This window comes from Streptomyces sp. B21-083, assembly GCF_036898825.1.
Classification (GTDB): domain Bacteria; phylum Actinomycetota; class Actinomycetes; order Streptomycetales; family Streptomycetaceae; genus Streptomyces.
The window spans coordinates 1,359,525-1,381,633 of record NZ_JARUND010000002.1; the positions used below are offsets into that span (position 1 = coordinate 1,359,525).

Annotated in this window: 20 protein-coding genes; 13 read left to right on the forward strand and 7 right to left on the reverse strand. The window is 70.5% G+C overall.

Annotated elements, in window-relative coordinates; translation table 11 throughout:
- The first annotated feature begins 71 nt into the window (after positions 1-71).
- The 5 genes from QA861_RS30090 (at position 72) to QA861_RS30110 (ending at position 7,624) form a co-directional block, all read left to right on the forward strand.
- A complete protein-coding gene (locus QA861_RS30090; protein ID WP_334591826.1) occupies positions 72-1,412 on the forward strand; it encodes an ABC transporter substrate-binding protein in 1,341 nt (446 codons plus the stop codon).
- A gap of 166 nt (positions 1,413-1,578) precedes the next feature.
- The gene (locus QA861_RS30095; RefSeq protein WP_334591827.1) at positions 1,579-3,624 is read left to right on the forward strand and encodes a beta-galactosidase; all 2,046 of its coding nucleotides are present in this window, start codon (positions 1,579-1,581) and stop codon (positions 3,622-3,624) included.
- Between the two features lie 131 nt (positions 3,625-3,755).
- On the forward strand, positions 3,756-5,807 hold the full coding sequence (locus QA861_RS30100) for an RICIN domain-containing protein (protein ID WP_334591828.1): 2,052 nt from the start codon (positions 3,756-3,758) through the stop codon (positions 5,805-5,807).
- Positions 5,808-5,941: 134 nt separating this feature from the next.
- Positions 5,942-6,301, forward strand: a complete 360-nt coding sequence (locus QA861_RS30105) for a DUF779 domain-containing protein (protein WP_334594885.1) — start codon at positions 5,942-5,944, stop codon at positions 6,299-6,301.
- 150 nt (positions 6,302-6,451) lie between these two features.
- On the forward strand, positions 6,452-7,624 hold the full coding sequence (locus QA861_RS30110) for a phosphodiester glycosidase family protein (protein ID WP_334594886.1): 1,173 nt from the start codon (positions 6,452-6,454) through the stop codon (positions 7,622-7,624).
- Between the two features lie 18 nt (positions 7,625-7,642).
- Here the strand turns inward: QA861_RS30110 and QA861_RS30115 are convergent, their stop codons facing one another.
- The 5 genes from QA861_RS30115 to QA861_RS30135 all read right to left on the reverse strand — a co-directional run bounded on the left by QA861_RS30115 (position 7,643) and on the right by QA861_RS30135 (position 11,926).
- Positions 7,643-7,837 carry a hypothetical protein gene (locus QA861_RS30115; RefSeq protein ID WP_334591829.1) on the reverse strand — a complete coding sequence of 65 codons (195 nt, stop codon included), beginning with the start codon at positions 7,835-7,837 and terminating at the stop codon, positions 7,643-7,645.
- A gap of 125 nt (positions 7,838-7,962) precedes the next feature.
- A complete protein-coding gene (locus QA861_RS30120; RefSeq protein ID WP_334591830.1) occupies positions 7,963-9,045 on the reverse strand; it encodes an acyl-CoA dehydrogenase family protein in 1,083 nt (360 codons plus the stop codon).
- Positions 9,042-10,226 (reverse strand): acyl-CoA dehydrogenase family protein, encoded by a 1,185-nt coding sequence (locus QA861_RS30125; RefSeq protein WP_334591831.1) that lies wholly within the window; start codon positions 10,224-10,226, stop codon positions 9,042-9,044. The genes QA861_RS30120 and QA861_RS30125 overlap by 4 nt, the downstream gene beginning before the upstream one ends.
- Positions 10,223-11,200, reverse strand: a complete 978-nt coding sequence (locus QA861_RS30130) for an NADPH:quinone oxidoreductase family protein (protein WP_334591832.1) — start codon at positions 11,198-11,200, stop codon at positions 10,223-10,225. The genes QA861_RS30125 and QA861_RS30130 overlap by 4 nt, the downstream gene beginning before the upstream one ends.
- 117 nt (positions 11,201-11,317) lie before the next feature.
- Positions 11,318-11,926 (reverse strand): helix-turn-helix domain-containing protein, encoded by a 609-nt coding sequence (locus QA861_RS30135; RefSeq protein WP_334591833.1) that lies wholly within the window; start codon positions 11,924-11,926, stop codon positions 11,318-11,320.
- 77 nt (positions 11,927-12,003) lie between these two features.
- On the opposite strand from QA861_RS30135, the gene QA861_RS30140 reads away from it, so the two are divergent.
- From QA861_RS30140 to QA861_RS30160, 5 genes are all read left to right on the forward strand, one after another.
- Positions 12,004-12,930, forward strand: coding sequence for an NAD(P)/FAD-dependent oxidoreductase (locus QA861_RS30140; protein WP_334591834.1), 927 nt, complete (start codon positions 12,004-12,006; stop codon positions 12,928-12,930).
- A 250-nt stretch (positions 12,931-13,180) separates the two neighbouring features.
- A complete protein-coding gene (locus QA861_RS30145) occupies positions 13,181-14,719 on the forward strand; it encodes an ATP-dependent DNA ligase (protein WP_334591835.1) in 1,539 nt (512 codons plus the stop codon).
- A complete protein-coding gene (locus tag QA861_RS30150; RefSeq protein ID WP_334591836.1) occupies positions 14,716-15,210 on the forward strand; it encodes an NUDIX hydrolase in 495 nt (164 codons plus the stop codon). Before QA861_RS30145 ends, QA861_RS30150 begins: the two co-directional genes overlap by 4 nt.
- A gap of 87 nt (positions 15,211-15,297) precedes the next feature.
- Complete coding sequence (locus QA861_RS30155) at positions 15,298-16,692, forward strand: NADP-dependent succinic semialdehyde dehydrogenase (protein WP_334591837.1); 1,395 nt, start codon at positions 15,298-15,300, stop codon at positions 16,690-16,692.
- A gap of 25 nt (positions 16,693-16,717) precedes the next feature.
- Positions 16,718-16,957 (forward strand): DUF6213 family protein, encoded by a 240-nt coding sequence (locus tag QA861_RS30160; RefSeq protein ID WP_334591838.1) that lies wholly within the window; start codon positions 16,718-16,720, stop codon positions 16,955-16,957.
- 190 nt (positions 16,958-17,147) lie between these two features.
- On the opposite strand, the gene QA861_RS30165 is transcribed toward QA861_RS30160, so the two are convergent.
- A complete protein-coding gene (locus tag QA861_RS30165) occupies positions 17,148-18,374 on the reverse strand; it encodes an acyl-CoA dehydrogenase family protein (RefSeq protein ID WP_334591839.1) in 1,227 nt (408 codons plus the stop codon).
- A gap of 170 nt (positions 18,375-18,544) precedes the next feature.
- Between QA861_RS30165 and QA861_RS30170 the strand changes: the two genes are divergently transcribed.
- Positions 18,545-19,189, forward strand: a complete 645-nt coding sequence (locus QA861_RS30170; protein ID WP_334591840.1) for a TetR/AcrR family transcriptional regulator — start codon at positions 18,545-18,547, stop codon at positions 19,187-19,189.
- 57 nt (positions 19,190-19,246) lie between these two features.
- Here the strand turns inward: QA861_RS30170 and def are convergent, their stop codons facing one another.
- Positions 19,247-19,792: a peptide deformylase gene (gene def, locus QA861_RS30175; protein ID WP_334591841.1), complete on the reverse strand. Its 546-nt coding sequence runs from the start codon at positions 19,790-19,792 to the stop codon at positions 19,247-19,249.
- A 147-nt stretch (positions 19,793-19,939) separates the two neighbouring features.
- Between def and QA861_RS30180 the strand changes: the two genes are divergently transcribed.
- Entirely contained in the window at positions 19,940-21,178 is a 1,239-nt protein-coding gene (locus QA861_RS30180; protein ID WP_006373927.1) for a MurT ligase domain-containing protein, read from the forward strand.
- A 37-nt stretch (positions 21,179-21,215) separates the two neighbouring features.
- The gene (locus tag QA861_RS30185) at positions 21,216-21,944 is read left to right on the forward strand and encodes a type 1 glutamine amidotransferase (protein WP_006373925.1); all 729 of its coding nucleotides are present in this window, start codon (positions 21,216-21,218) and stop codon (positions 21,942-21,944) included.
- The last annotated feature ends 165 nt before the right edge of the window (positions 21,945-22,109 follow it).

A 22,109-nucleotide genomic window follows, 5' to 3' on the forward strand; every position in this document is an offset into this window, starting at 1 on the left:
TCACCGCGTTTCACCCTCACACAGCATTCACCCTCACCCCGTCCCACCCACGAAGAAGTGGAAGCACCTCGATGCGTAGAACCACCGGCCGCCTGATGCGCGGCATAACCCTGCTCTCCGTCCTCGCCCTCGGCGCGACCGCCTGCGGCGGCTCCGACGACAGCAGCTCGGACCAGAAGGGCGTCTCCGCCGCGGACATCCAGGCGGCCCTCAAGAAGGGCGGCACGGTCAATGTCTGGGCCTGGGAGCCCACACTGAAGTCGGTCGCCGCCAACTTCGAGAAGAAGTACCCCAAGGTCAAGATCAACCTGGTGGCCGACCGGTCCGGCGACAAGCACTACACCGCCCTGTCGAACGCCATCGCGGCCAAGAAGGGTGTCCCGGACGTCGCGCAGGTCGAGTACTTCGCGCTGAGCCAGTACTCGCTCACCAAGGGCCTGACCGACCTGGCCCCCTACGGTGCCGACAAGCTCAAGGCCAAGTACACGCCCGGCCCGTGGAACGCCGTGAACGACGGCGACAAGGTCTACGGCCTGCCGATGGACTCGGGCCCGATGGCGATGTTCTACAACAAGAAGGTCTTCGACAAGTACAAGATCGCGGTCCCGACCACGTGGGACGAGTACGTCGACGCGGCCGCCAAGCTGCACAAGGCCGACCCCAAGGTCTACATCGCCAACGACGCCGGCGACGCGGGCTTCACCACCAGCATGCTGTGGCAGGCCGGTTCGCGCCCCTACAAGGTCGACGGCACCAAGGTGTCGATCAACTTCGAGGACGCGGGCGCCAAGAAGTACACCGACACCTGGCAGAAGCTGATCGACCAGAAGCTCGTCTCGCCGATCAACGGCTGGACCGACGACTGGTACAAGGGCCTGGGCGACGGCACCATCGCCACCCTGACCACCGGCGCCTGGATGCCCGCCAACTTCGTCAGCGGTGTCCCGAAGGCCGCCGGTGACTGGCGCGCGGCCCCGATGCCGGCCTGGACCAAGGGCGACAAGGCCAGCGCCGAGAACGGCGGCAGCTCCCTCACCCTGCCCGAGCTGGGCAAGAACAAGGAGCTCGCCTACGCGTTCGTCGAGTACGCGAACGCCGGTGACGGCGTGCAGACCCGTGTGGACGAGGGCGCCTTCCCGGCGACCACCGCTCAGCTCCAGGACCCGGCGTTCCTGAGCAAGAAGTTCGACTACTTCGACGGCCAGGAAGCCAACAAGATCTTCGCCGACTCGGCCGCCAACGTCGCCAGCGACTGGTCGTACCTGCCCTTCCAGCAGTACGCCAACTCGATCTTCAACGACACCGTCGGCAAGGCCTACGTCTCCAGCGAGAAGCTCGCCGCCGGTCTGAAGACCTGGCAGGACGCCTCCGTCAAGTACGGCACGGAGCAGGGCTTCACCGTCGAGAAGTAGCAGTCCAGCAGTACGAGTTGAGCAGTATCGGCGGCGCAGTGTCCGCCGAGCGGTAACAGTCGAGGAGCGGCCGGAAAGCATCACCGCCGGCCGCTCCTCGTACCCCCTCCTGTCCTCTCCCCCTCCCCCGCGTCGAGCCGCTTCGCAGCGCCCCGGAAGGATCACCATGACCTCCGCCTCCCCGTCCCGTCTGCCGTACGGGCCGGACGGTGACTCCGCGCCCCGTCTCGCCTACGGCGCCGACTACAACCCCGAGCAGTGGCCTCGGGAGGTGTGGGAGGAGGACGTACGGCTGATGCGCGAGGCCGGCGTCAACATCGTCTCGGTGGGGATCTTCTCCTGGGCCCGTATCCAGCCCGACGCGGACTCCTGGGACTTCGGCTGGCTCGACGAGGTCATGGACCTGCTGCACGAGGGCGGGATCGGCGTCGATCTGGCCACCGCGACCGCGTCCCCGCCGCCCTGGCTGACCACCGCGCACCCGGAGATCCTCCCGGTGACCTCCACCGGCGAGACGGTCTGGCCCGGCGCGCGCCAGCACTGGCGCCCCACCTCCCCCGTGTTCCGCAGTCATGCGCTCGGGCTGGTCCGGAAGATGGCGGAACGTTACGCCAACCACCCGGCCCTCGTGGCCTGGCACATCTCGAACGAGCTGGGCTGCCACAACATCTACGACTTCTCGGACGACGCGGCTCACGCCTTCCGCGAGTGGCTGCGCGCCCGCTACACCACCCTCGACGCCCTCAACCACGCCTGGGGCACGGCGTTCTGGTCGCAGCGCTACAGCGACTGGGCGCAGATCCTGCCGCCCCGGCTGGCCGGCTCGCACCCGAACCCGACCCAGCAGCTGGACTTCAAGCGGTTCTCCTCGGACGCGCTGAAGGACTATCTGGTCGCGGAGCGCGACATCCTGCGTGAATACACGCCCGAGGTGCCCATCACCACCAACTTCATGGTGATGGGCGGCACGAAGGGCATGAACTACCCCGACTGGGCGGGCGAGATCGACTTCGTCTCCAACGACCACTACGTCCACCCGGGCCCGCAGGACCGCGACGAGCTGTCCTTCTCCGCCAATCTGACCAGCGGTATCGCGAGCGGCCGTCCGTGGTTCCTGATGGAGCACTCCACCAGCGCGGTCAACTGGCAGCACGTCAACGTGGCCAAGCGGCCCGGTGAGCTGGCCCGCGACTCGCTGCTGCACGTCGCGCACGGCGCCGACGCCGTGTGCTTCTTCCAGTGGCGACAGTCGGCGGCCGGCGCCGAGAAGTACCACTCCGCGATGGTGCCGCACGCCGGCGCCGACAGCGAGGTCTTCCGTGCGGTGGCCGCCCTCGGCCAGACCCTGAAGGACCTGGCGCCCATCACGGGCTCCGAGCGCGAACCGGCCCGCGTCGGAATCGTGTTCGACTGGGACTCCTGGTGGGCGAGCGAGCAGGACTCGCACCCCACCGCCCTCCTCGACTACCGCCAGGAGGGCCTGAACTGGTACTCGGCGCTGCTGTCCCTCGGCATCCGCGCCGACGTCGTCACCACGCGCACCGACTTCAGCCGCTACGACGTGCTGATCACCCCGGTCCTGCACATGGTCCCGGCGACGCTCGCCAAGGAGCTGACGCGGTACGCGGAGACCGGCGGCCATCTGGTCACCACGTACTTCTCCGGTGTCGTCGACGAGAACGACCACATCTGGCTCGGCGGCTACCCGGGCGCCCTGCGCGACGTACTCGGCATCCGTGTCGAGGAGTTCGGCCCACTGCTCGAAGGTGAGTCGGTCGAGGTGGACGGCGGCGGTACGGGCACGGTGTGGACCGACCGGATCGACGTGACCGAGCCCGAGGTCGAGGTCCTCGCCCACTACCGCACGGGCGCCTACGCGGGCCGCCCGGCCGTCACCCGCCGTACGACGGGCGAGGGTTCGGCGTCGTACGTCTCCACGCGTCTGGGCGTCGACGGCCTCGCGGCGCTGCTGCCGGGGCTGCTCGCTCCGGCCGGTGTCGACAGCGAGCTGCCCGAACAGGCCCGTGGGCGGGTCGAGTTGACCGTACGACGGGGCGGCGGGAGCCGGTTCCTGTTCCTGGTCAACCGGAGCGAGGAGGAGATCCCGCTGCCGGGCCTCGACGGAGAGCGGCTGTCCGGCGGCACGGATGCCGACGGCGTTCTCGTCCTCGCCCCGAGGGAAGTCGCCGTACTGCGACAGCCCGCCTCCTGAGCAGCGCCCCCGCACCACCCTGAACTCCCCTGATCCAAGGGGCACACCGTCGTGCCCCGTCCGTACGCACCCGCGTACGGGACGGGCACGGCGGTCCACCGCAGCGACCACATCTGAGTTGGGAGCACACGTTGGCACGCCGTACCCGCACGCGACACCTTCTGGGAGTCGTCGGCATCACCGCCCTGGCCACTTCGGCCGCTCTGGTCAGCGCGCCGTCGCCGGACGCGCAGGCGGCGGCCGAGGCAGCCGCCTCGGCCGTCACCGTCACCCCCGATCCCTCCTACAAGCAGGAGAAGTTCGAGGGCTGGGGCACCAGTCTGGTCTGGTTCGCCAACGCGACCGGCAACTACCCTCCGGCGATCCGCGAGAAGCTCGCGAAACTGCTGTTCGGTGACGACGGGCTGGCGCTGAACATCGCCCGCTACAACATCGGCGGCGGCAACGCCCCCGACGTGAAGGACTACCTGCGGGCCGGCGGGGCCGTCGAGGGCTGGTGGAAGGCGCCCGCCGGCACCACCCGCACGGACACCGACTGGTGGAGCGCCGACGACGCGGCCGACTGGAACCCGAAGGCGGACAAGACCCAGCGCTGGTGGGTGGACCGCATCAAGAAGGACATCACCCACTGGGAGACGTTCAGCAACTCGCCGCCCTGGTTCATGACCGAGAGCGGCTACGTCTCCGGCAACTTCAACGCCAACGCCGACCAGCTGAAGGCCGATTCGGTCGACGACTTCGCGGCGTACCTGGCGGGCGCGACGAAGCGGCTGGAGAAGGCCGAGGGCATCAAGGTCGACACCGTCGACCCGTTCAACGAGCCCAACACCGGCTACTGGGGCACCAAGCTGGGCGCGGACGGCCAGCCCGTCGGCGGCCGTCAGGAGGGCGCCCACATCGGCCCGGCGCTCCAGGAGAAGGTGCTCGCCGCGCTTGCCCCCGCGCTGAAGAAGGCCAAGGTCAAGTCCGAGATCTCGGCGATGGACGAGACCAACCCGTCCATCTTCGCGAACAACTGGAACTCCTACTCACAGGCTTCCAAGGACCTCGTCGACCAGATGAACGTCCACACCTACGGCACCGGGCAGCGCACCACCGTGCGTGACCTCGCCAAGGCGGCCGACAAGCCGCTGTGGATGAGCGAGGTCGAGGGCGACTGGGGCGACGGGCAGAGTTTCACGGACATGCGTCCGGGGCTCGGCCTCGCCCAGCAGATCGTCAACGACCTGCGTGAACTGGAGCCCCAGGCCTGGGTGTTCTGGCAGCCGGTCGAGGACTACGACAACATGAAGCCCGGCGGCGAGTCCGCCAAGGGCGGCAACTGGGGCAGCATCCAGCTCTCGTTCAGCTGCAAGTCGGCGGACACGCTGGCGACCTGCCCGATCTACACGAACACCAAGTTCGACACCGCCCGTAACTTCACGCACTTCATCAAGCCGGGCGACAAGCTGATCAAGGTGGACGACACCTCCAGCGCCGCCGCCGTGACCAAGGACGGCAAGGGCGCCTCGCTCGTCCACGTCAACTCCACCACCGCGGCCCGAGACGTCACCATCGACCTCTCCAAGTTCCGCACCATCAAGGGCAACGCGACCGTCACGCCGACCGTGACCAGCGCCGACGGCAAGCTCAAGCAGCAGGCCCCGGTCAAGGTCGTCGGCGGCAAGGCCACGTACACCGTTCCCGCCCAGTCGGTGACCTCCTTCGCCATCAAGGGTGTCTCGGGCGTCGCGAAGAACGCCGGTCTGTTCAGCAAGGGCCACTCCTACACGCTGACCGGCGTGCAGAGCGGCAAGGCCGTGACCGTTGCCGCGGGCGGCAAGAGCCTGGTCCTCGGCTCCGCCAACGGCACGGTCGCGCAGAACTGGCAGCTCGACGCCCGCCACGGCGACAAGGGCGCCCGTCAGCGGTACGTCTTCGCCAACCCGGCCGAGGGCAAGCGACTGGCCGTCCGCGACAACGTCCCTGTGGTCGAGCCCGACACGGGCAAGCGGGATCCGGCCACCGAGTGGATCATGTCGACCACCGGTGACCAGACATGGACCCTGATCAACGTGGCCACCGGCCGCCTCCTTGAGGTCGGCGGCCAGGCGACCAACGAGGGTGCCGCCGTCACCACCTGGATGGCCAACTCCGGCTCGAACCAGCGCTGGCGGGTCACGGACGTGACCGACCGGAGCTGACCCGGTAGTTCGTCCCCGAAGGCCGCCTCCGCGTGAACCGATCCCGGCGCACGCGGAGGCGGCCTTCGCCGTGCCCGCCCAGACCGCCCGCAACCCTCTCGCAACGTCCCGTGCGGTCCACTGGGGCGGTGAAGATGCCCGAGGAGAGCCCGCGCGTCGAACTGACCCCGGCCGCCGCCGAACTGCTGCGGCGGCTGCACGCGACGCACGGCCCGCTGATGTTCCACCAGTCCGGCGGCTGCTGCGACGGCAGCGCGCCCATGTGCTTCCCGGCGGGCGAGTTCAGGACCGGTGGCTCCGACGTACTGCTCGCCGAACTGGTGGTCGAGGGTGTCCCCGAACCGGTGACGTTCTGGATGTCGCGCAGCCAGTACGAGGTGTGGTCCCACACCCGGTTGATCGTGGACGTCGTACCTGGCCGGGGCAGCGGTTTCTCCCTCGAAGCGCCCGAAGGCGTTCGCTTCCTGATCCGCTCCAGAGTCGTCAACACCTAGCCTCTCGCGCGCCCCCTCTCGGCTCATCGTCACCTGTCGCACTCCCCTTGCGTCCTGCGACAGTTGACGGGACTTCAGGGGGTCTGAATGCGTGGCAGCGGACGGTTCAGAACGGGCAGAACACCAGTCTCGACAGTCGCGGTGATCGCAATGCTGGCCGGCGCGGCCCTGACAGGGGCGGCACCGGCCAGCGGCGCGCCGAGAGCCGCCAAGGTCGCGCCGGGCGTGACCTACGCCCAGTTCGACATCGTGGCGGCCAGGGGGGTGACACACGCCCATCTGCTGAGCGTCGACCTCGGCAACGCGCGGGTGCGGGTCAACCTGCTCTACGCGGGAGCGGTGGCGGCACGGGCCACCGTGTCCAGAATGGCTGACGCCAAGGGTGCCGTCGCCGGCGTCAACGGCGACTTCTTCAACATCAGCGAGGTCCAGCATCCCGGGGTCGCGGCCACAGGCGCGTCCGTGGGCCCGGCGATCGCGAGCGGCGCGGTGCTGAAGGCGTCGGTGCCGAACGGTCAGCGCTTCGGTCCCTCGATGCCGCCCGGCGTCACCACCAGGGCCGTCCTCGGCGTGGGCACCGACAGAAGGGCCCGCCTGGACAACCTCGCCCTGTCGGGCAGCGTCGGCACGCCTGTGGGACGGTTCACGCTCGGCGGGCTCAACCAGTACGCGCTGCCGGTGGGCTCCATCGGCGCGTTCACCCCGGCCTGGGGCGGTGTCTCCCGGGCGCGGGCGGTGTGCGGCACGGACATCGACCGGGCCGCGCCGTGCAGTACGGACACCTACGAGGTGACGGTGCGGCGCGGCAGAGTCGTACGGACGGCGAACTCGCCCGGCGGCGGTGCCATCGCCGCCAACACCACGGTCCTGGTGGGCCGGGAGGCGGGCGCGCGGCAGCTGCGGAAGCTGTCCGTCGGCGCGCCGGTCACGGTGAAGAGCCGTCTCGTGGCGGCCACGAGCCGTATCCCGTACCGCTTCGCTCTCGGCGGCTACCCGGTGCTGAAGGACGGCCGGGCGCTGGCCGGCCTCGACAACAACACCGCCGCCGTGCGCACCGCGGCGGGCATCGCGAACGGCGGGCGCAAGCTCCTGCTGCTCGCGGTGGACGGTGCGCCGCAGTACCGCAGCGGGCTGACCGTCGCCGAAGTCGCCGCAACCATGCGGAGGTTGGGCTCCATCGACGCCTTCAGCCTGGACGGCGGCGGCTCCACGACCTTCGTCACCAGAGCGCCGGGAGCCGGCAGGGTCACCGTACGCAACCATCCGACCGGCGGCGCCGAGCGGCCCGTCCCGAACGCCATCGGAGTCTTCATGACGTCCTGAGACCCTGAACTCCCGCCCTCAGGGCTTGAGGCTGCTCACGATGTCCGCCGTCGCCGTGAGCCCACTGTGGATGGTCGGCGCCACGCTCGTGCTCGCCAGATAGAAGCCGAGCAGGACGCAGACCACGGCGTGGGTGGGCTTCAGCGCGCCGTTACGCAGGAAGACCACCGCCAGGGTCAGGAGCAGCACCACCACAGAGATGGAAATGGCCATCGTCGAACCTCCTCCGCCACGTCCACTTCGCGGCTTTCGGCCGTAAGTGTGGCGTAGCGGAGGGTTCGTCCGTGCGGCTGACATGCCCGCCGAACGTGTGGTCTCTCACTGTCTCCAGGTGTACGTCAGGGGGCGCGCAGGTCGACCAGTTCGGCCAGCGCCTCCCGGTGGGCGCCCGCCGTGCCGTACGCGATGGAGTCGGCTTTCGCCCGTTTCAGGTACAGGTGGACCGGGTGTTCCCAGGTCATCCCGATCCCGCCGTGCAGCTGCAGCGCCTCCTCGGCCGCGTGGACGGCGACGGGGGCCGCGTAGGCCTGGGCGACGGCGACCGCCACCTCGGCGTCGGCCCCGTTCGCCAGGGCGTCGGCCGCGTTCCGGGCGGCGGCTCGCAGGTTGACGACCTCCAGCCACAGCTGGGCGAGCCGGTGCTTGAGCGCCTGGAAGCCGCCGACGGGCCGGTTGAACTGCTTGCGCTCCTTGAGATAGCGGACCGTCTCGGTCAACGTCCATTCGGCGAGGCCGAGTTGCTCGGAGGCGAGCAGCCCGGCGCCCGCCCGCAGCGCCCGGCGTACGGCGGGTTCGGCGTCGCCGAGAAGGTGGCCCGGCGCCCCGTCCAGGACGACCTTCGCCACCGGCCGGGTCAGGTCGAGGGACACCTGCGGCGTGACGGTGGCCGCGGCGGCCTCCACCGCGTACAGACCGCCGTCGTCGGCGGGAACCAGCAGCACGTCGGCGACGGACGCGTCCGCGATGCCGGTCAGCTCCCCGTGCAGGCCGCCGTCCTCGAACCGTACGACGCTGTAGGCGCTCCCGGCGGGGACGCTCAGCGAGACCGCGAGGGCGCCGATCGTCGTCCCGGACGCCAACCGGGACAGCAGGTCGTCGGCCCCGCACTCCAGCAGCGCCTCGGTGGCGACGACGGCACTGGTCAGATAGGGGACGGGCGCGACCGCACGCCCCAACTCCTCCAGGACGACGGCGACTTCGCGGTGTGTGGCGCCCTGCCCGTCCAGTTCCTCGGGGACGAGCAGGCCCGCGAGGCCCATTCCCTCGGTGAGGGCCTTCCAGAGCGGAATGTCGTGCGGGGTGTCCGACTCGACGCGCGCGATCACGCCCGCCGGGTCGCAGCGGTCGGCCAGCAGGTCGCGGACGGCCGCGCGGAGGGCGTCCTCCTCCTCGGAGTACAACAGGTCGGGCTGTGTGCTCATCGGGCGAGGTCCTTCCAGGCGACGTCCTTGTCGGTGCGCGGTTCGCTGGGCAGGCCCAGGACCCGTTCGGCGACGATGTTCAGCAGGACCTCGCTGGTCCCGCCCTCGATGCTGTTGCCCTTGGAGCGGAGGTAGCGGTAGCCGGCGTCACGGCCGACGAAGTCCACCAGCTCGGGCCGGCGCATGGTCCAGTCCTCGTACAACAGGCCTTCCTCGCCGAGGAGTTCCACCTCCAGGCCGCTGATCTCCTGGTTGAGGCGGGCGAAGGAGAGCTTCAGGCCGGAGCCCTCCGGGCCCGGCTGGCCGGCGACGAGCTGCTGGCGTGTCCGCTCGCCCGTGAGCCGGGCCACCTCGGCCTCCACCCACAGCTTCAGCAGCCGCTGGTGCAGATCGTGGGTGCGCAGCTCGGGGCGTTCGCGCCAGGTCTCGGCGACGGGCCCGATCATGCCGCCCTCGCGCGGGATGCGCATACCGCCGATGGCCACGCGCTCGTTGTTCAGCGTGGTCTGCGCGACCCGCCAGCCGTCGCCGACCTCGCCGAGGCGATGGGCGTCCGGGATCCGGACGTCGGTCAGGAACACCTCGTTGAACTCGGCCTCGCCGGTGACCTGCCGCAGCGGCCGGACCTCGACACCGGGGTCGGTCATGTCGCAGAGGAAGTAGGTGATGCCCTTGTGCTTGGGCAGGTCAGGGTCGGTGCGTGCGATGAGGATGGCCCAGCGGGCGAGATGAGCGCTGGACGTCCACACCTTCTGCCCGTTGACGATCCAGTCTCCCCCCTCGGACCGCACGGCCCGCGTACCCAGCGCGGCGAGGTCGGACCCGGCCCCCGGCTCGGAGAACAGCTGGCACCAGACCTCCTCCCCCACCCACAGCGGCCGGAGGAACTTGCGCTTCTGCTCCTCCGTACCGAAGCCGAGGATGGTCGGTGCGGCCATTCCCAGACCGATACCGATGCGCCGGGGGTCGTTGTCGGGAGCCCCCGCGGCCTGCAACTCGGCGTCCACGACGACCTGGAGGGCACGCGGCGCGCCGAGACCGCCCAGCCCTTCCGGGTAGTGCACCCAGGCGAGCCCGGCGTCGAAGCGGGCCTTGAGGAAGTCGAGCCGGTCGGTGTCGGCCGGCGGATGTGCGGCCAGCAACTCCCGTGTCAGTCGGGTGAGTTCAGCTGCGTCGGTCATACGGCGGCTCCGTTCTCCAGCGAGGGCAGCACAGCGACCCGGCCGGTGGTGACACCCTCGGCGACGCGCTGCACCGCGGCGGCGGCCCCGGCCAGCGGTACACGCTCGCTCACCAGCGGTTTGATCGCGCCCCGGGCGGCCAGCTCGGTGAGCTGTTCGTGGCAGTGCTGGACCAGCTTCGGGTTCTTGGTGTTGTACAGACCCCAGTGCAGGCCCAGGATCGAGTAGTTCTTCACGAGGGCGTGGTTGAGCGCGGGGCTGGGAATGGTTCCGCCGGCGAAGCCGACGACCACGATCCGCCCCTCGAAGGCGACGACCTTCGTGGACTGGGTGTAGGCCTCCCCGCCGACGGGGTCGTAGACCACGTCGACACCGCGCCCACCGGTGGCTTCCTTCACCGCCCCGACGACGTTCTCCGTGCGCCGGTCGATGACGACGTCGCAGCCCAGCTCCCGTGCCACGGACACCTTCTCGGCCCCGCCGACGACGCCGATGACGGTGGCTCCGGCGGCCTTCCCGAGCTGTACGGCGGCGCTGCCGACCCCGCCGGCGGCGGCGTGCACGAGCAGTGTCTCGCCGGCCTCCAGAGCGGCCCGCCGGTGCAGTCCGAACCAGCCCGTCTGGTAGCCGATGAGAAGGGCGGCGGCCTCGGCGTCGTCCAGCGACTCGGGAGCCGTGAACAGTCCTCGGGAGTCCGCCACGACGTACTCGGCGAAACCGCCGTACGGCAGCACGGGGTTCCCGATCACCCGGCGGCCGTCCTCGGTCTCCCCGCAGATCTCCACCCCAGGAGTGAACGGCAGCGGCGGCCTGACCTGGTACTCCCCGCGGCACAGCAGGACGTCCGGGAAGTTGATGGTCGCGGCCCGCACCTTCAGCAGCACCTGGCCCTCGGCGGGCACCGGCCGCTCCACCTCGCCGAGGACCATCGCCTCGCTCGGCTCGCCGTTCTGGTGCACTTGCCATGCCTGCATGGGGGGCCTCCACGGGACTGCGCTCGTCTTGTTCGACTGACCGGGCTCGACCGCATACTAAGCGGTCGCTTGCAGATCAGGGAACCGTCGAGGGCCGGTCCGCGGCAGTCGCGTTCGTCACGGCCGCGCGCCCTTCGTACGGGTGGGGCGCGCCCGTACGTGCATCCGCTCCCCCTGCGGCCCGAACAGGCTGAGGAACTCCGCGGGCCCCTCCCCCGTCGCCCCGAACCAGTGCGGCACGCGGGTGTCGAACTCGGCGGCCTCCCCCGGCCCGAGCACCACGTCGTGCTCGCCGAGCACGAGCCGCAGCCGCCCCGACAGGACGTACACCCACTCGTACCCCTCGTGCGTACGCGGGTCGGGCTCCTGGTCGCTCACCGGCAGGATCACCTTGAACGCCTGGAGGCCGCCCGGCTGCCGGGTGAGCGGGAGGTACGTCCGCCCGTGCCGCACGATCGGCTTGGCCCGCACCCGGGGGTCGCCGACGGGCGGGGCCCCGACCAGCTCGTCAAGCGCGACGCGATGCGCCCGCGCGATGGGCAGCAGCAGCTCCAGGCTGGGGCGCCGAAGCCCCGATTCCAGCCGTGACAGCGTACTGACGGAGATCCCGGTCGTGGCCGACAGTCCGGCGAGCGTCGCACCCCGCTCCTTGCGGATCCGCCGCAGCCGGGGCCCCACCTCGGCGAGAACCTGGTCGGTGGGAAGGTCGACGTTTGTGGCATCCATGCCGTCATTGCAGTTTCGGCAAAGAGGTTTGTCAATATGGCAGCGCGGGAGTGACGCTCGCGGTGGAGGTGGTCACCATGACCGAGCAGTACGAGGTTGCCGTCATCGGAGGCGGCGCGGCCGGGCTGTCGGCCGCGCTGGTCCTCGGCCGGGCCCGTTGCCGCACGCTGGTCGTCGACGCGGGCGAGCCGCGCAACGCGCCGGCGGCACACATGCAGGGCTATCTGTCCCGCGACGGGATGCCGCCGGCCGAGTTCCTGGCGGCGGGGCGCGAGGAGATCACGCGGTACGGGGTGGAGCTGGTCGTGGACAGGGTGGTGGACGTCGCCAAGGGCGAGGACTTCACGCTGACGCTGGCGAGCGGGAACCGTACGGTACGTGCCCGACGGCTCGTCGTCGCGACGGGGCTGCGGGACGAACTCCCCGCCGTGCCGGGCGTCGCCGAGCACTTCGGGCGGGACGTACTGCACTGTCCGTTCTGCCACGGCTGGGAGGTACGGGACCGGGCGTTCGGTGTGCTGGCCTCGACCCCGGCGAGCGTGCACCAGGCGGTGCTGGTCGCCCGGTGGTCGAAGGACGTGACGCTGTTCCTGCACACGGTCGCGGAGGACGAGCTCACCGACGAGGATCTGCGCAGGCTGGCGGGGGCAGGGGTGGCGGTGGTCCCCGGCGAGGTCGAGAGCCTGACGACGGACTCCGGCCGTGTCACCGGTGTGCGCCTCAGGAACGGCACGACGCACGCGCGCGAGACGGTGTTCGTCGCTCCCCGGGCCGTCCCGCGCAACACCCTGTTCGAGACCCTGGGCGCCGAACTGACGGAAACCCCGTTCGGCACGTACCCGACGGTGGACGCGACGGGCCTGACGACGGTGCCGGGTGTCTGGGCGGCGGGAAACGCCATCGGCTTCGGCGAGCAGGTCATCCACGCGGCGAGCGGCGGCTACCGCGCGGCCACGGCGATCGTGGCCGACCTGGTGTTCTCGGCGGTACCGCCCGGTGCGTGAGGGCGCGGCGGTGAAACTCAGGCGCGGCTCAACCGTCCGTGTCCCCGGCCCGACTTCGGCTCCGGCGTCGACGCTGCCGACGACTGGGAAGGTAACGCCCTGAACACTGCACCAACCAACGGCAACCTGCTCAATCACTAGAAAGTCACCACGAGCCGCCGCCCTCTCCCCATGGGTAGGCGCGGCTGCCGCGAGCAAACCGGCCCTCCGCCCGGATGTGCATCCGCCACCCCCGTTGCACCATGGCTGCATGCTGCTGACCCGGCTCGCCCACGTGTCCCAGGAGGTCGCCGCCACCTCCGCCCGGTCCCGGAAGATCGCCCTGCTCGCCGAACTGTTCCGGGACGCCGACGCCGACGACGTACCCATCGTCATCCCGTATCTCGCCGGACGCCTGCCACAGGGGCGGCTCGGGATCGGCTGGAAGGTACTGGACCAGCAGGTTCCCGGCGCCGTCGAGCCCTCGCTCACCGTGCGGGACGTCGACGCCCGGCTCACGGCGATCGGCGCGGTCGGCGGCGCCGGTTCGCAGGCCGAACGCAGGCGACTGGTGGGCGAGTTGCTCGCGGCGGCCACGACGGACGAGCAGCGGTTCCTGTTCGCGCTGATCACTGGTGAGGTTCGGCAGGGCGCCCTGGACGCGGTGGCCGTGGAAGGGCTGGCGACGGCCACCGACGCGCCGCCCGCGGACGTACGGCGGGCGGTGATGCTGGCAGGGGCGATCCAGCCCGTCGCACAGGCCCTGCTGGCCGACGGACCGGCGGCCCTCGCCCGCTTCCGGCTCACCGTCGGCCGCCCCGTCCTGCCGATGCTCGCGCACAGCGCCTCCTCGGTGGCGGAGGCCGTCGAGAAGCTCGGCGCCTGCGCCGTCGAGGAGAAACTGGACGGCATCCGGGTCCAGGTCCACCGCGACGGCGACGACGTACGGCTCTACACCCGCACCCTCGACGACATCACCGACCGGCTGCCCGAACTGATCACTGTCGCAAGGGCGTTGAGAGGTGATCGGTTCATCCTGGACGGCGAGGTGATCGCCTTCGACGCGGCCGGCCGGCCACGTTCCTTCCAGGAGACCGCCGGCCGCGTCGGCTCGCGCGTGGACGTGGAGACGGCTGCCCGGGACGTCCCCGTGTCGCCCGTCTTCTTCGACGTGCTCTCGGTCGACGGCCACGATCTCCTCGACCTCCCGTTCGCCGAGCGGCACACGGAACTGGCCCGGCTGGTCCCCGAGCCGATGCGAGTGCGGCGGCTGCTGGCCGGCGGCCCCGCCGACCTCCCCGCCGCCGAGACGTTCCTCGCCGACACCCTGGCACGCGGCCACGAGGGCGTCGTGATCAAGGCCCTCGACGCCCCCTACAGCGCGGGCCGGCGCGGTGCGTCCTGGCTGAAGGTCAAGCCCGTACACACGCTCGACCTGGTGGTGCTGGCGGCCGAGTGGGGCCATGGACGCCGTACCGGCAAGCTGTCGAACCTGCACCTCGCGGCCCGCAACCCCGACGGCTCCTTCGCCATGCTCGGCAAGACCTTCAAGGGCATGACCGACGCGATGCTGACCTGGCAGACCGAGCGGCTCCAGGCGCTGGCCGTGTCGGACGACGGCTGGGTGGTGACCGTACGCCCCGAACTGGTCGTCGAGATCGCCTACGACGGTCTCCAGCGGTCCACCCGGTACCCGGCCGGTGTCACCCTCCGCTTCGCCCGCGTCGTCCGCTACCGCGAGGACAAGACGCCGGAAGACGCGGACACCGTACAGACCCTGCTGGCCGCGCACCCGGAGGCGACCCGGTGACGGAAACGGCGAAGGGGAAGCGCAGCGCCGGGCTGCTGCTGTTCCGGCGGGCCGCACCCGGTCAGGAGACCGACGGCCTGGAGGTGCTGCTCGGGCACATGGGCGGGCCCTTCTTCGCACGGCGCGATGCCGGGGCCTGGACGATTCCCAAGGGTGAGTACGGGGACGGGGAGACGGCCTGGGACGCGGCGCGCCGGGAGTTCCGGGAGGAGCTGGGGCTGGCGCCGCCCGAGGGCGAGGCCGTGGCGCTGGGCGAGGTCCGGCAGGCCGGCGGGAAGGTCGTCACGGCGTGGGCGGTCGAGGCGGACCTCGATCCGGCGACCGTGGTGCCGGGCACGTTCCGCATGGAGTGGCCGAGGGGGTCGGGGCAGGAGCGGGAGTTTCCCGAGCTGGACCGGGTGCGGTGGTTCGGCCTCGACGCGGCGCGGGCGGTGATCGTGACGGCACAGGCGGGGTTTCTGGACCGGCTGACGGAGCACTCGGGGCATTGAGAGAAGTGCCGGTGGGTGCCGTACGCGTTGCGGGGCCCACCGGCGCGCGGGAAGGTCGAAGAACGGCCCTCGAGCAGGAGGCAAGGCATGCCCATCGCGACGGTGAACCCGGCGAACGGCGAGACGCTTCGGACGTACGACGCCATGGACGGCGAGGAGATCGAGCGCAGGCTCTCGGCCGCGGAGGCCGCCTTCCGCACGTACCGCACGACCGGCTTCGCCGAGCGCGCCCGGCTGCTGGGCCGGGCCGCCGGTCTGCTGGACGAGGACCGGGACGACATCGCCCGCACCATGACGGTCGAGATGGGCAAGCCGGTCAAGCAGGCCCGCGCGGAGGCCGCGAAGTGCGCGAAGGCGATGCGCTGGTACGCCGACCACGCCGAGGATCTCCTCGCCGACGAGCAGCCCTCCGACGCCGACGTCAAGGACTCCGGCGGTTCCCGCGCGGTGGTCCGTTACCGTCCGCTCGGCCCGGTGCTCGCGGTGATGCCGTGGAACTTCCCGCTCTGGCAGGTGATCCGCTTCGCCGCGCCGGCGCTGATGGCGGGCAACGTGGGCCTGCTCAAGCACGCGTCGAACGTGCCGCAGACCGCCCTCTACCTGGAGGACCTGTTCCGTCGGGCCGGTTACCCCGAGGGCTGCTTCCAGACGCTGCTGATCGGGTCGGGCGCCGTCGAAGACATCCTGCGCGATCCCCGGGTGCGGGCGGCCACGCTCACCGGCAGCGAGCCGGCGGGACGCGCGGTGGCGGCCGTCGCCGGGGACGAGGTCAAGAAGACGGTGCTGGAGCTCGGCGGCAGCGACCCGTACATCGTCCTGGCGTCCGCCGATGTCGAACGGGCCGCCGAGGTCGCGGTGACTGCGCGTGTGCAGAACAACGGGCAGTCGTGCATCGCCGCCAAGCGGTTCATCGTGCACACGGATGTCTTCGACGCGTTCGCGGAGCGCTTCTCGACGGCCATGGCGGCGCTGAAGGTCGGCGATCCGCTGGCCGAGGACACGGAGGTCGGGCCGCTCGCGAGTGAGCGGGGGCGCGAGGAGCTGGAGGCACTGGTCGACGAGGCCGTGGAGAGCGGCGCGACGGTTCTGTGCGGTGGCGAACGTCCGAAGGATCTGACGGACGACGGCTGGTACTACGCGCCGACCGTCCTCGCCGACGTCACCAGCGAGATGCGCATCCACCAGGAGGAGACGTTCGGCCCGGTCGCGACCCTGTACCGCGCGGCCGATCTGGAGGAGGCGTTGGCGATCGCCAACGACACGCCCTTCGGGCTCAGTTCGAACGTGTGGACCCGCGACGAGGCCGAGGTGGACCGTGTCGTACGGGATCTGGAGGCGGGCGGCGTGTTCGTCAACGGCATGACCGCGTCCCATCCGGCGTTTCCGTTCGGCGGGGTCAAGCGGTCCGGGTACGGGCGTGAGCTGTCGGGGCACGGAATCCGCGAGTTCTGCAACATCACCACGGTATGGCACGGAGCGTGAGCGTTCCGCGGCTACGATCGCCCCTGTGAACCGCGAAGTGACTCTCCCTCTGATCGTCGACGCCCGCGGCACGTTGCAGGTTGCCGCCTCCGACGTCAGCAAACTGCTGCGCACGGTCGGCGGCCGCTGGCTGCATCTGGTGGAGGCCGGCCAGGACAACCTCGACGAGGACACCGTGGCCGCCCTCACCATCGAACTCGCCAAACTGGCCGACCGAATCGACGTGGCCTGCATCGCCCACAGCAGCGGTGGCGCCTCCGGCTGAGGTGGGGGATGCGCCGTGGGGGCGCGGGTTTCGTTCCGTCCACCGGCCGGCTGTGGCTGGTCGCGCAGCTCCCCGCGCCCCTCAAATCGCCCCGCACCTGAAACGCCGATGAGCTACCCAGGGGCGCGGGGAACTGCGCGACCAGCCACGACGCACCCGCAGCCCGATACGCACCGCACCCCCGATGGCGCTACCGAATCGGCATCCCCGACAAGGTTCGCGCGATCACCAGTCGCTGGATCTCACTCGTACCCTCGAAGATCGTGTAGATCGCCGCATCGCGATGCATCCGCTCCACCGGATACTCCCGCGTGTACCCGTTCCCCCCGAGTATCTGAATCGCCTGCCCGGTGACCTTCTTCGCCGTCTCGCTCGCGAACAGCTTCGACATCGACCCCTCGGCCGCGGTGAACGGCTTCCCGCTGATCGCCATCCACGACGCCCGCCACGTCAGCAGCCGCGCCGCGTCGATGGACGTACGCATGTCGGCGAGCTGGAAGGCGACCCCCTGGTTGTCGATGATCGGGCGCCCGAACTGCTCACGGGTCTTCGCGTAGTCGAGGGCGACCTCGTACGCGGCCCGGGCGGTACCCACCGCCATCGCGGCCACCGCGGGGCGGCTCGCCTCGAACGTGGCCATCGCCGCGTTCTTCACCCTCTCGCCGCCGGACTTCGCGCGCTCACGGGCCCGGGCGAGGCGCTCGTCGAGCTTCTGCTTGCCGCCGAGGAGGCAGGAGCCGGGAATGCGGACGTTCTCCAGGACGACCTCGGCGGTGTGCGAGGCGCGGATGCCGTGCTTCTTGAACTTCTGGCCCTGGGACAGACCGGGCGTGTTCGGCGGGACGATGAAGGAGGCGTGGCCCTTGGAGCCCAGCTCGGAGTCGACCACGGCGACGACGACGTGGACGTTGGCTATGCCGCCGTTGGTCGCCCAGGTCTTCGTGCCGTTGAGGACCCACTCGTTCTTGGCCTCGTCGTACACGGCACGCGTGCGCATGGAGGCGACGTCGGAGCCGGCGTCGGGCTCGGAGGAGCAGAAGGCGGCGACCTTGACATCGTTCGCGTCACCGTACATCTGGGGGATCCAGGTGCCGATCTGCTCCTCGGTGCCGTTGGCGAGGACGCCCACGGCGGCGAGGCCGGTGCCGACGATGGAGAGGGCGATGCCCGCGTCACCCCAGAAGAGTTCCTCCATGGCCATCGGGATGCCGAGGCCGGTGGGGTCGAAGTACTGCTGGGCGTAGAAGTCCAGGGAGTAGATGCCGACCTTCGCCGCCTCCTGGATGACCGGCCAGGGGGTCTCCTCGCGCTCGTCCCACTCGGCGGCGGCGGGGCGGATCACGTCGGCGGCGAAACCGTGGAGCCAGTCGCGGACCTCTTTCTGTTCGTCGTTGAGCTCCATGGTGAATTCGGCCATGACCCCTCCATCGCTGCGCTAGTCTGTTACCTACGGTAACAGGAGTCTGTTACCCGTCGGTAGGAAAAGTCAACTCCCGGACCGCGGTCGGCAGCCCGTTCGATGGGCATGGGCCGATCAGTGCTAGTTTGCGCAAGCGTCACCGATATCAGCACGGGTGGGGAGAGACCATGGACACCACGCAGCAGAACGATCAGCAGCGGTCCGCCGACCGCCGCCGGCGCGAGCTGCTGGAGGCCGCGGACCGGGTGGTGCTGCGCGACGGCCCCGGCGCCTCGATGAACGCCATCGCCGCCGAGGCGGGCATCACCAAACCCATTCTGTACCGGCACTTCGGTGACAAGGGCGGACTCTACGCCGCCCTGGCCAAGCGGCACACCGACGCCCTGCTCTACTCCCTGCGGGCCGCGCTGGACGCTCCGGCGGAACGGCGGGAACGGGTCGAGGCCACGCTGGACACCTACCTCGCGGCCATCGAGGCGCGGCCCCAGGTGTACCGGTTCCTGATGCACCCCGGGGACAGCGTGTCACCCGGCGATCCCGGGTTCGATGTGAGGAAGCACTCGCTGCCGTTGCTGCGACTGATGGGCGAGGAGTTGGCCCAGGTGATCGAGGATCGGCTGGATCTCGGGCCCAGCAGTCAGCAGCTGGCTCGGGTCTGGGGGCACGGGATAGTCGGCATGATGCACGCGGCGGGAGACTGGTGGCTGGGGGAACGGCCCTGTTCCCGGGCCGAGTTGGTGCGGAGTTTGGCTGATTTGCTGTGGGGGCGGTTGGCTGCCGCCGGGGACCGTGTCGGGGGGCCGGGGTTCTAGGGGGTTGTGGGTTGTCTGCGGGTGCGTTGTGGCTTGTCGCGCAGTTCCCCGCGCCCCTTAATGTCCCCGGTGCCAGGAAGCTCGGGTTGCCTGGCGCATGAGCTTCTTGTGGCGCCAGCCTGTTACGCGGTCCGCGTAGGTCTTGCCTGCCAGGTGGTCCAGCTCGTGTTGGAGGCATCTCGCGAAGAAGCCCGTGCCCTCGATGCGTACCGGGTCGCCCGTTGTCGTGAAGCCCTCGACCGTCGTCTCGTCGTGGCGTTCGGTGCCTGCCTCCAGGCCCGGGAGGGACAGGCAGCCTTCGGGACCGCGGAGGACCAGCCCGGTCGTCTCGACCAGGCGGGGGTTGACCACATGGCCCACGTGACGGACGTCATCGTCGTCGGGGCAGTCGTATACGAAGACCCTCAGAGGCCTGCCGATCTGGTTGGCGGCGAGGCCCACGCCCTGGGCGGCGTACATTGTCGCGAACATGTCCTCGACGAGCGCGGCGAGTTCGGCGTCGAAGTGTGTGACTTCGGCGCAGGGGCTGTGCAGAACGGGGTCGCCGAGCAGTGTCAGGGGGCGGACGCGCCCCCGGGTACCCGGGATGGAGCCTGGTCGCATGGCCGCAAGGGTACGGTCACCCATGTCGCGCGGGCGCCGTGGTGGTGCCGCGATGCGGATTGCGTGAACGGATCTCGATAGGCTGAGGTCCACACCACGTGGCCGGAGGCACAGGCGCGGCGCGTACGCAAGGAGGATCGAGATCTGATGGCAGGCAACTCGGACCCGCTCACTCCGCGGGCCAAGCTGGCAGTGACGGCCGGCAAGGCCGTTGCGGCGGCATCGCGTGCGGCAGGACGCGGCAGCGGGTCGGTGATCGGTGGCAAGGTAGCCCTCAAACTCGACCCAGACCTCCTCGCCCGGCTCGCCCAGCACCTGGACGTCATCCTGGTCTCGGCCACCAACGGCAAGACCACGACCACGCGGCTCATCGCCGAGGCCCTGCGCGCCGCCGGACCGGTCGTGTCGAACGCGCTCGGCGCCAACATGCCCGCCGGCATCACCTCGGCGCTCGCGGGCGGCTCGGACGCCAAGTTCGGGGTCATCGAGGTCGACGAGAAGTACCTCGCCGGCGTCGCCCGGGACACGGACCCCAAGTGCATCGCGCTCCTCAACCTCTCCCGCGACCAGCTCGACCGCGCCGCCGAGACCCGCATGCTCGCCGAGAACTGGCGTGAGGGGCTCGCCGGTTCGAAGGCCGTGATCGTCGCCAACGCCGACGACCCGCTGATCGTGTGGGCCGCCTCCTCCTCCCCCAACGTGATCTGGGTCGCCGCCGGGCAGATGTGGAAGGACGACGCCTGGTCCTGCCCGTCCTGCGGTGGCGTGATGCAGCGCCCCGGCGACGACTGGTTCTGCGGTCAGTGCGGTTTCCGCCGTCCGACGCCGAGTTGGGCGCTGTCCGGCGACCACGTGCTCGACCCGCACGGGTCCGCCTGGCCGATCCACCTGCAGCTGCCGGGGCGTGCCAACAAGTCCAACGCAGCCGCCTCCGCCGCTGTCGCCGCCGTGTTCGGCGTACCGCCGCAGGTCGGCCTGGAGCGCATGTACCAGGTGCAGGCCGTGGCCGGACGGTACGACGTCGTGCAGTTCATGCAGCGCGATCTGCGGCTGCTGCTCGCCAAGAACCCGGCCGGCTGGCTGGAGACGTTCTCCCTGATCGACCCGCCGCCGACCCCGGTCATCCTCTCCGTGAACGCACGGGGCGCCGACGGCACCGACACCTCCTGGCTGTGGGACGTCGACTACACGCAGCTCACCGGTCACCCGATCCTCGTCATCGGCGACCGCAAGCTCGACCTCGCGGTGCGGCTGGAGGTCGCCAACCAGCACTTCCAGGTCTGCGAGAGCGCCGACCAGGCCGTGCAGATGGCGCCGCCCGGCCGGATCGAGGTCATCGCGAACTACACCGCCTTCCAGGACCTGCGCCGCCGCGTCGGCAACTGACCACTGCCGGCAACCGACCACTGAGGACGATCACTTCATGAGCGACAACCAGCTGCGTCTGGTGTGGATCTACCCGGACCTGCTCAGCACGTACGGCGACCAGGGCAACGCACTCGTCCTGGAGCGCCGGGCCCGGCAGCGCGGCCTCGACGTGGCCCGCCTCGACGTGCGCAGTGACCAGCCGATCCCCACCTCCGGCGACATCTATCTGATCGGCGGCGGCGAGGACCGGCCGCAGCGGCTCGCGGCGGAACGTTTGCGCCGGGACGGCGGTCTGCACCGGGCCGTCGGCAACGGCGCGATCGTGTTCTCCGTATGTGCCGGGTACCAGATCCTGGGCCACGAGTTCATCAACGACCTCGGTCAGCGCGAGCCCGGCCTCGGGCTCCTCGACGTGGTCTCGGTGCGCGGCGAGGGCGAGCGCTGCGTGGGCGACGTACTCGGAGACATCGACGCGCGACTCGGTCTGCCCCCGCTGACCGGCTTCGAGAACCACCAGGGCGTCACCCACCTCGGCCCGACCGCGCGCCCGTTCGCGAAGGTGCGGCTCGGCAAGGGCAACGGCACGGGGGACGGCACGGAGGGCGCGTACAACGACACGGTCTTCGGTACGTACATGCACGGGCCCGTGCTCGCCCGCAACCCGCTGATCGCGGACCTGCTCCTGAAGCTGGCCCTCGACGTCAACGCGCTGCCGCCGACCGACGACCGCTGGTACGAGGCGCTGCGCAACGAGCGGATCACGGCGGCGCAGCAGCCCGCCTGACCTGCGCGCACTCCCGCGCCCGCGCCGACTTGTACACCTGCCGTCCGCGTGTGCGTCACCGGCCCGTCTGACGGGGCATCCGCACAGGTGAGCGCGGGTGTCCAGCACGCGGACGGGTGCTACGGCTCCGGTGCCCGGCGCCGGTATGGTGACGGGGATCGAGCC

Bases quoted from the DNA above. Each gene is read 5' to 3' on its own strand.
- QA861_RS30090 (WP_334591826.1), top strand. From the start codon at position 72: ATGCGTAGAACCACCGGCCGCCTGATGCGCGGCATAACCCTGCTCTCC.
- QA861_RS30095 (WP_334591827.1), top strand. From the start codon at position 1,579: ATGACCTCCGCCTCCCCGTCCCGTCTGCCGTACGGGCCGGACGGTGAC.
- QA861_RS30105 (WP_334594885.1), top strand. From the start codon at position 5,942: ATGCCCGAGGAGAGCCCGCGCGTCGAACTGACCCCGGCCGCCGCCGAA.
- QA861_RS30110 (WP_334594886.1), top strand. From the start codon at position 6,452: ATGCTGGCCGGCGCGGCCCTGACAGGGGCGGCACCGGCCAGCGGCGCG.
- QA861_RS30115 (WP_334591829.1), bottom strand. From the start codon at position 7,837: ATGGCCATTTCCATCTCTGTGGTGGTGCTGCTCCTGACCCTGGCGGTG.
- QA861_RS30120 (WP_334591830.1), bottom strand. From the start codon at position 9,045: ATGAGCACACAGCCCGACCTGTTGTACTCCGAGGAGGAGGACGCCCTC.
- QA861_RS30125 (WP_334591831.1), bottom strand. From the start codon at position 10,226: ATGACCGACGCAGCTGAACTCACCCGACTGACACGGGAGTTGCTGGCC.
- QA861_RS30130 (WP_334591832.1), bottom strand. From the start codon at position 11,200: ATGCAGGCATGGCAAGTGCACCAGAACGGCGAGCCGAGCGAGGCGATG.
- QA861_RS30135 (WP_334591833.1), bottom strand. From the start codon at position 11,926: ATGGATGCCACAAACGTCGACCTTCCCACCGACCAGGTTCTCGCCGAG.
- QA861_RS30140 (WP_334591834.1), top strand. From the start codon at position 12,004: ATGACCGAGCAGTACGAGGTTGCCGTCATCGGAGGCGGCGCGGCCGGG.
- QA861_RS30145 (WP_334591835.1), top strand. From the start codon at position 13,181: ATGCTGCTGACCCGGCTCGCCCACGTGTCCCAGGAGGTCGCCGCCACC.
- QA861_RS30155 (WP_334591837.1), top strand. From the start codon at position 15,298: ATGCCCATCGCGACGGTGAACCCGGCGAACGGCGAGACGCTTCGGACG.
- QA861_RS30165 (WP_334591839.1), bottom strand. From the start codon at position 18,374: ATGGCCGAATTCACCATGGAGCTCAACGACGAACAGAAAGAGGTCCGC.
- QA861_RS30170 (WP_334591840.1), top strand. From the start codon at position 18,545: ATGGACACCACGCAGCAGAACGATCAGCAGCGGTCCGCCGACCGCCGC.
- def (WP_334591841.1), bottom strand. From the start codon at position 19,792: ATGCGACCAGGCTCCATCCCGGGTACCCGGGGGCGCGTCCGCCCCCTG.
- QA861_RS30180 (WP_006373927.1), top strand. From the start codon at position 19,940: ATGGCAGGCAACTCGGACCCGCTCACTCCGCGGGCCAAGCTGGCAGTG.
- QA861_RS30185 (WP_006373925.1), top strand. From the start codon at position 21,216: ATGAGCGACAACCAGCTGCGTCTGGTGTGGATCTACCCGGACCTGCTC.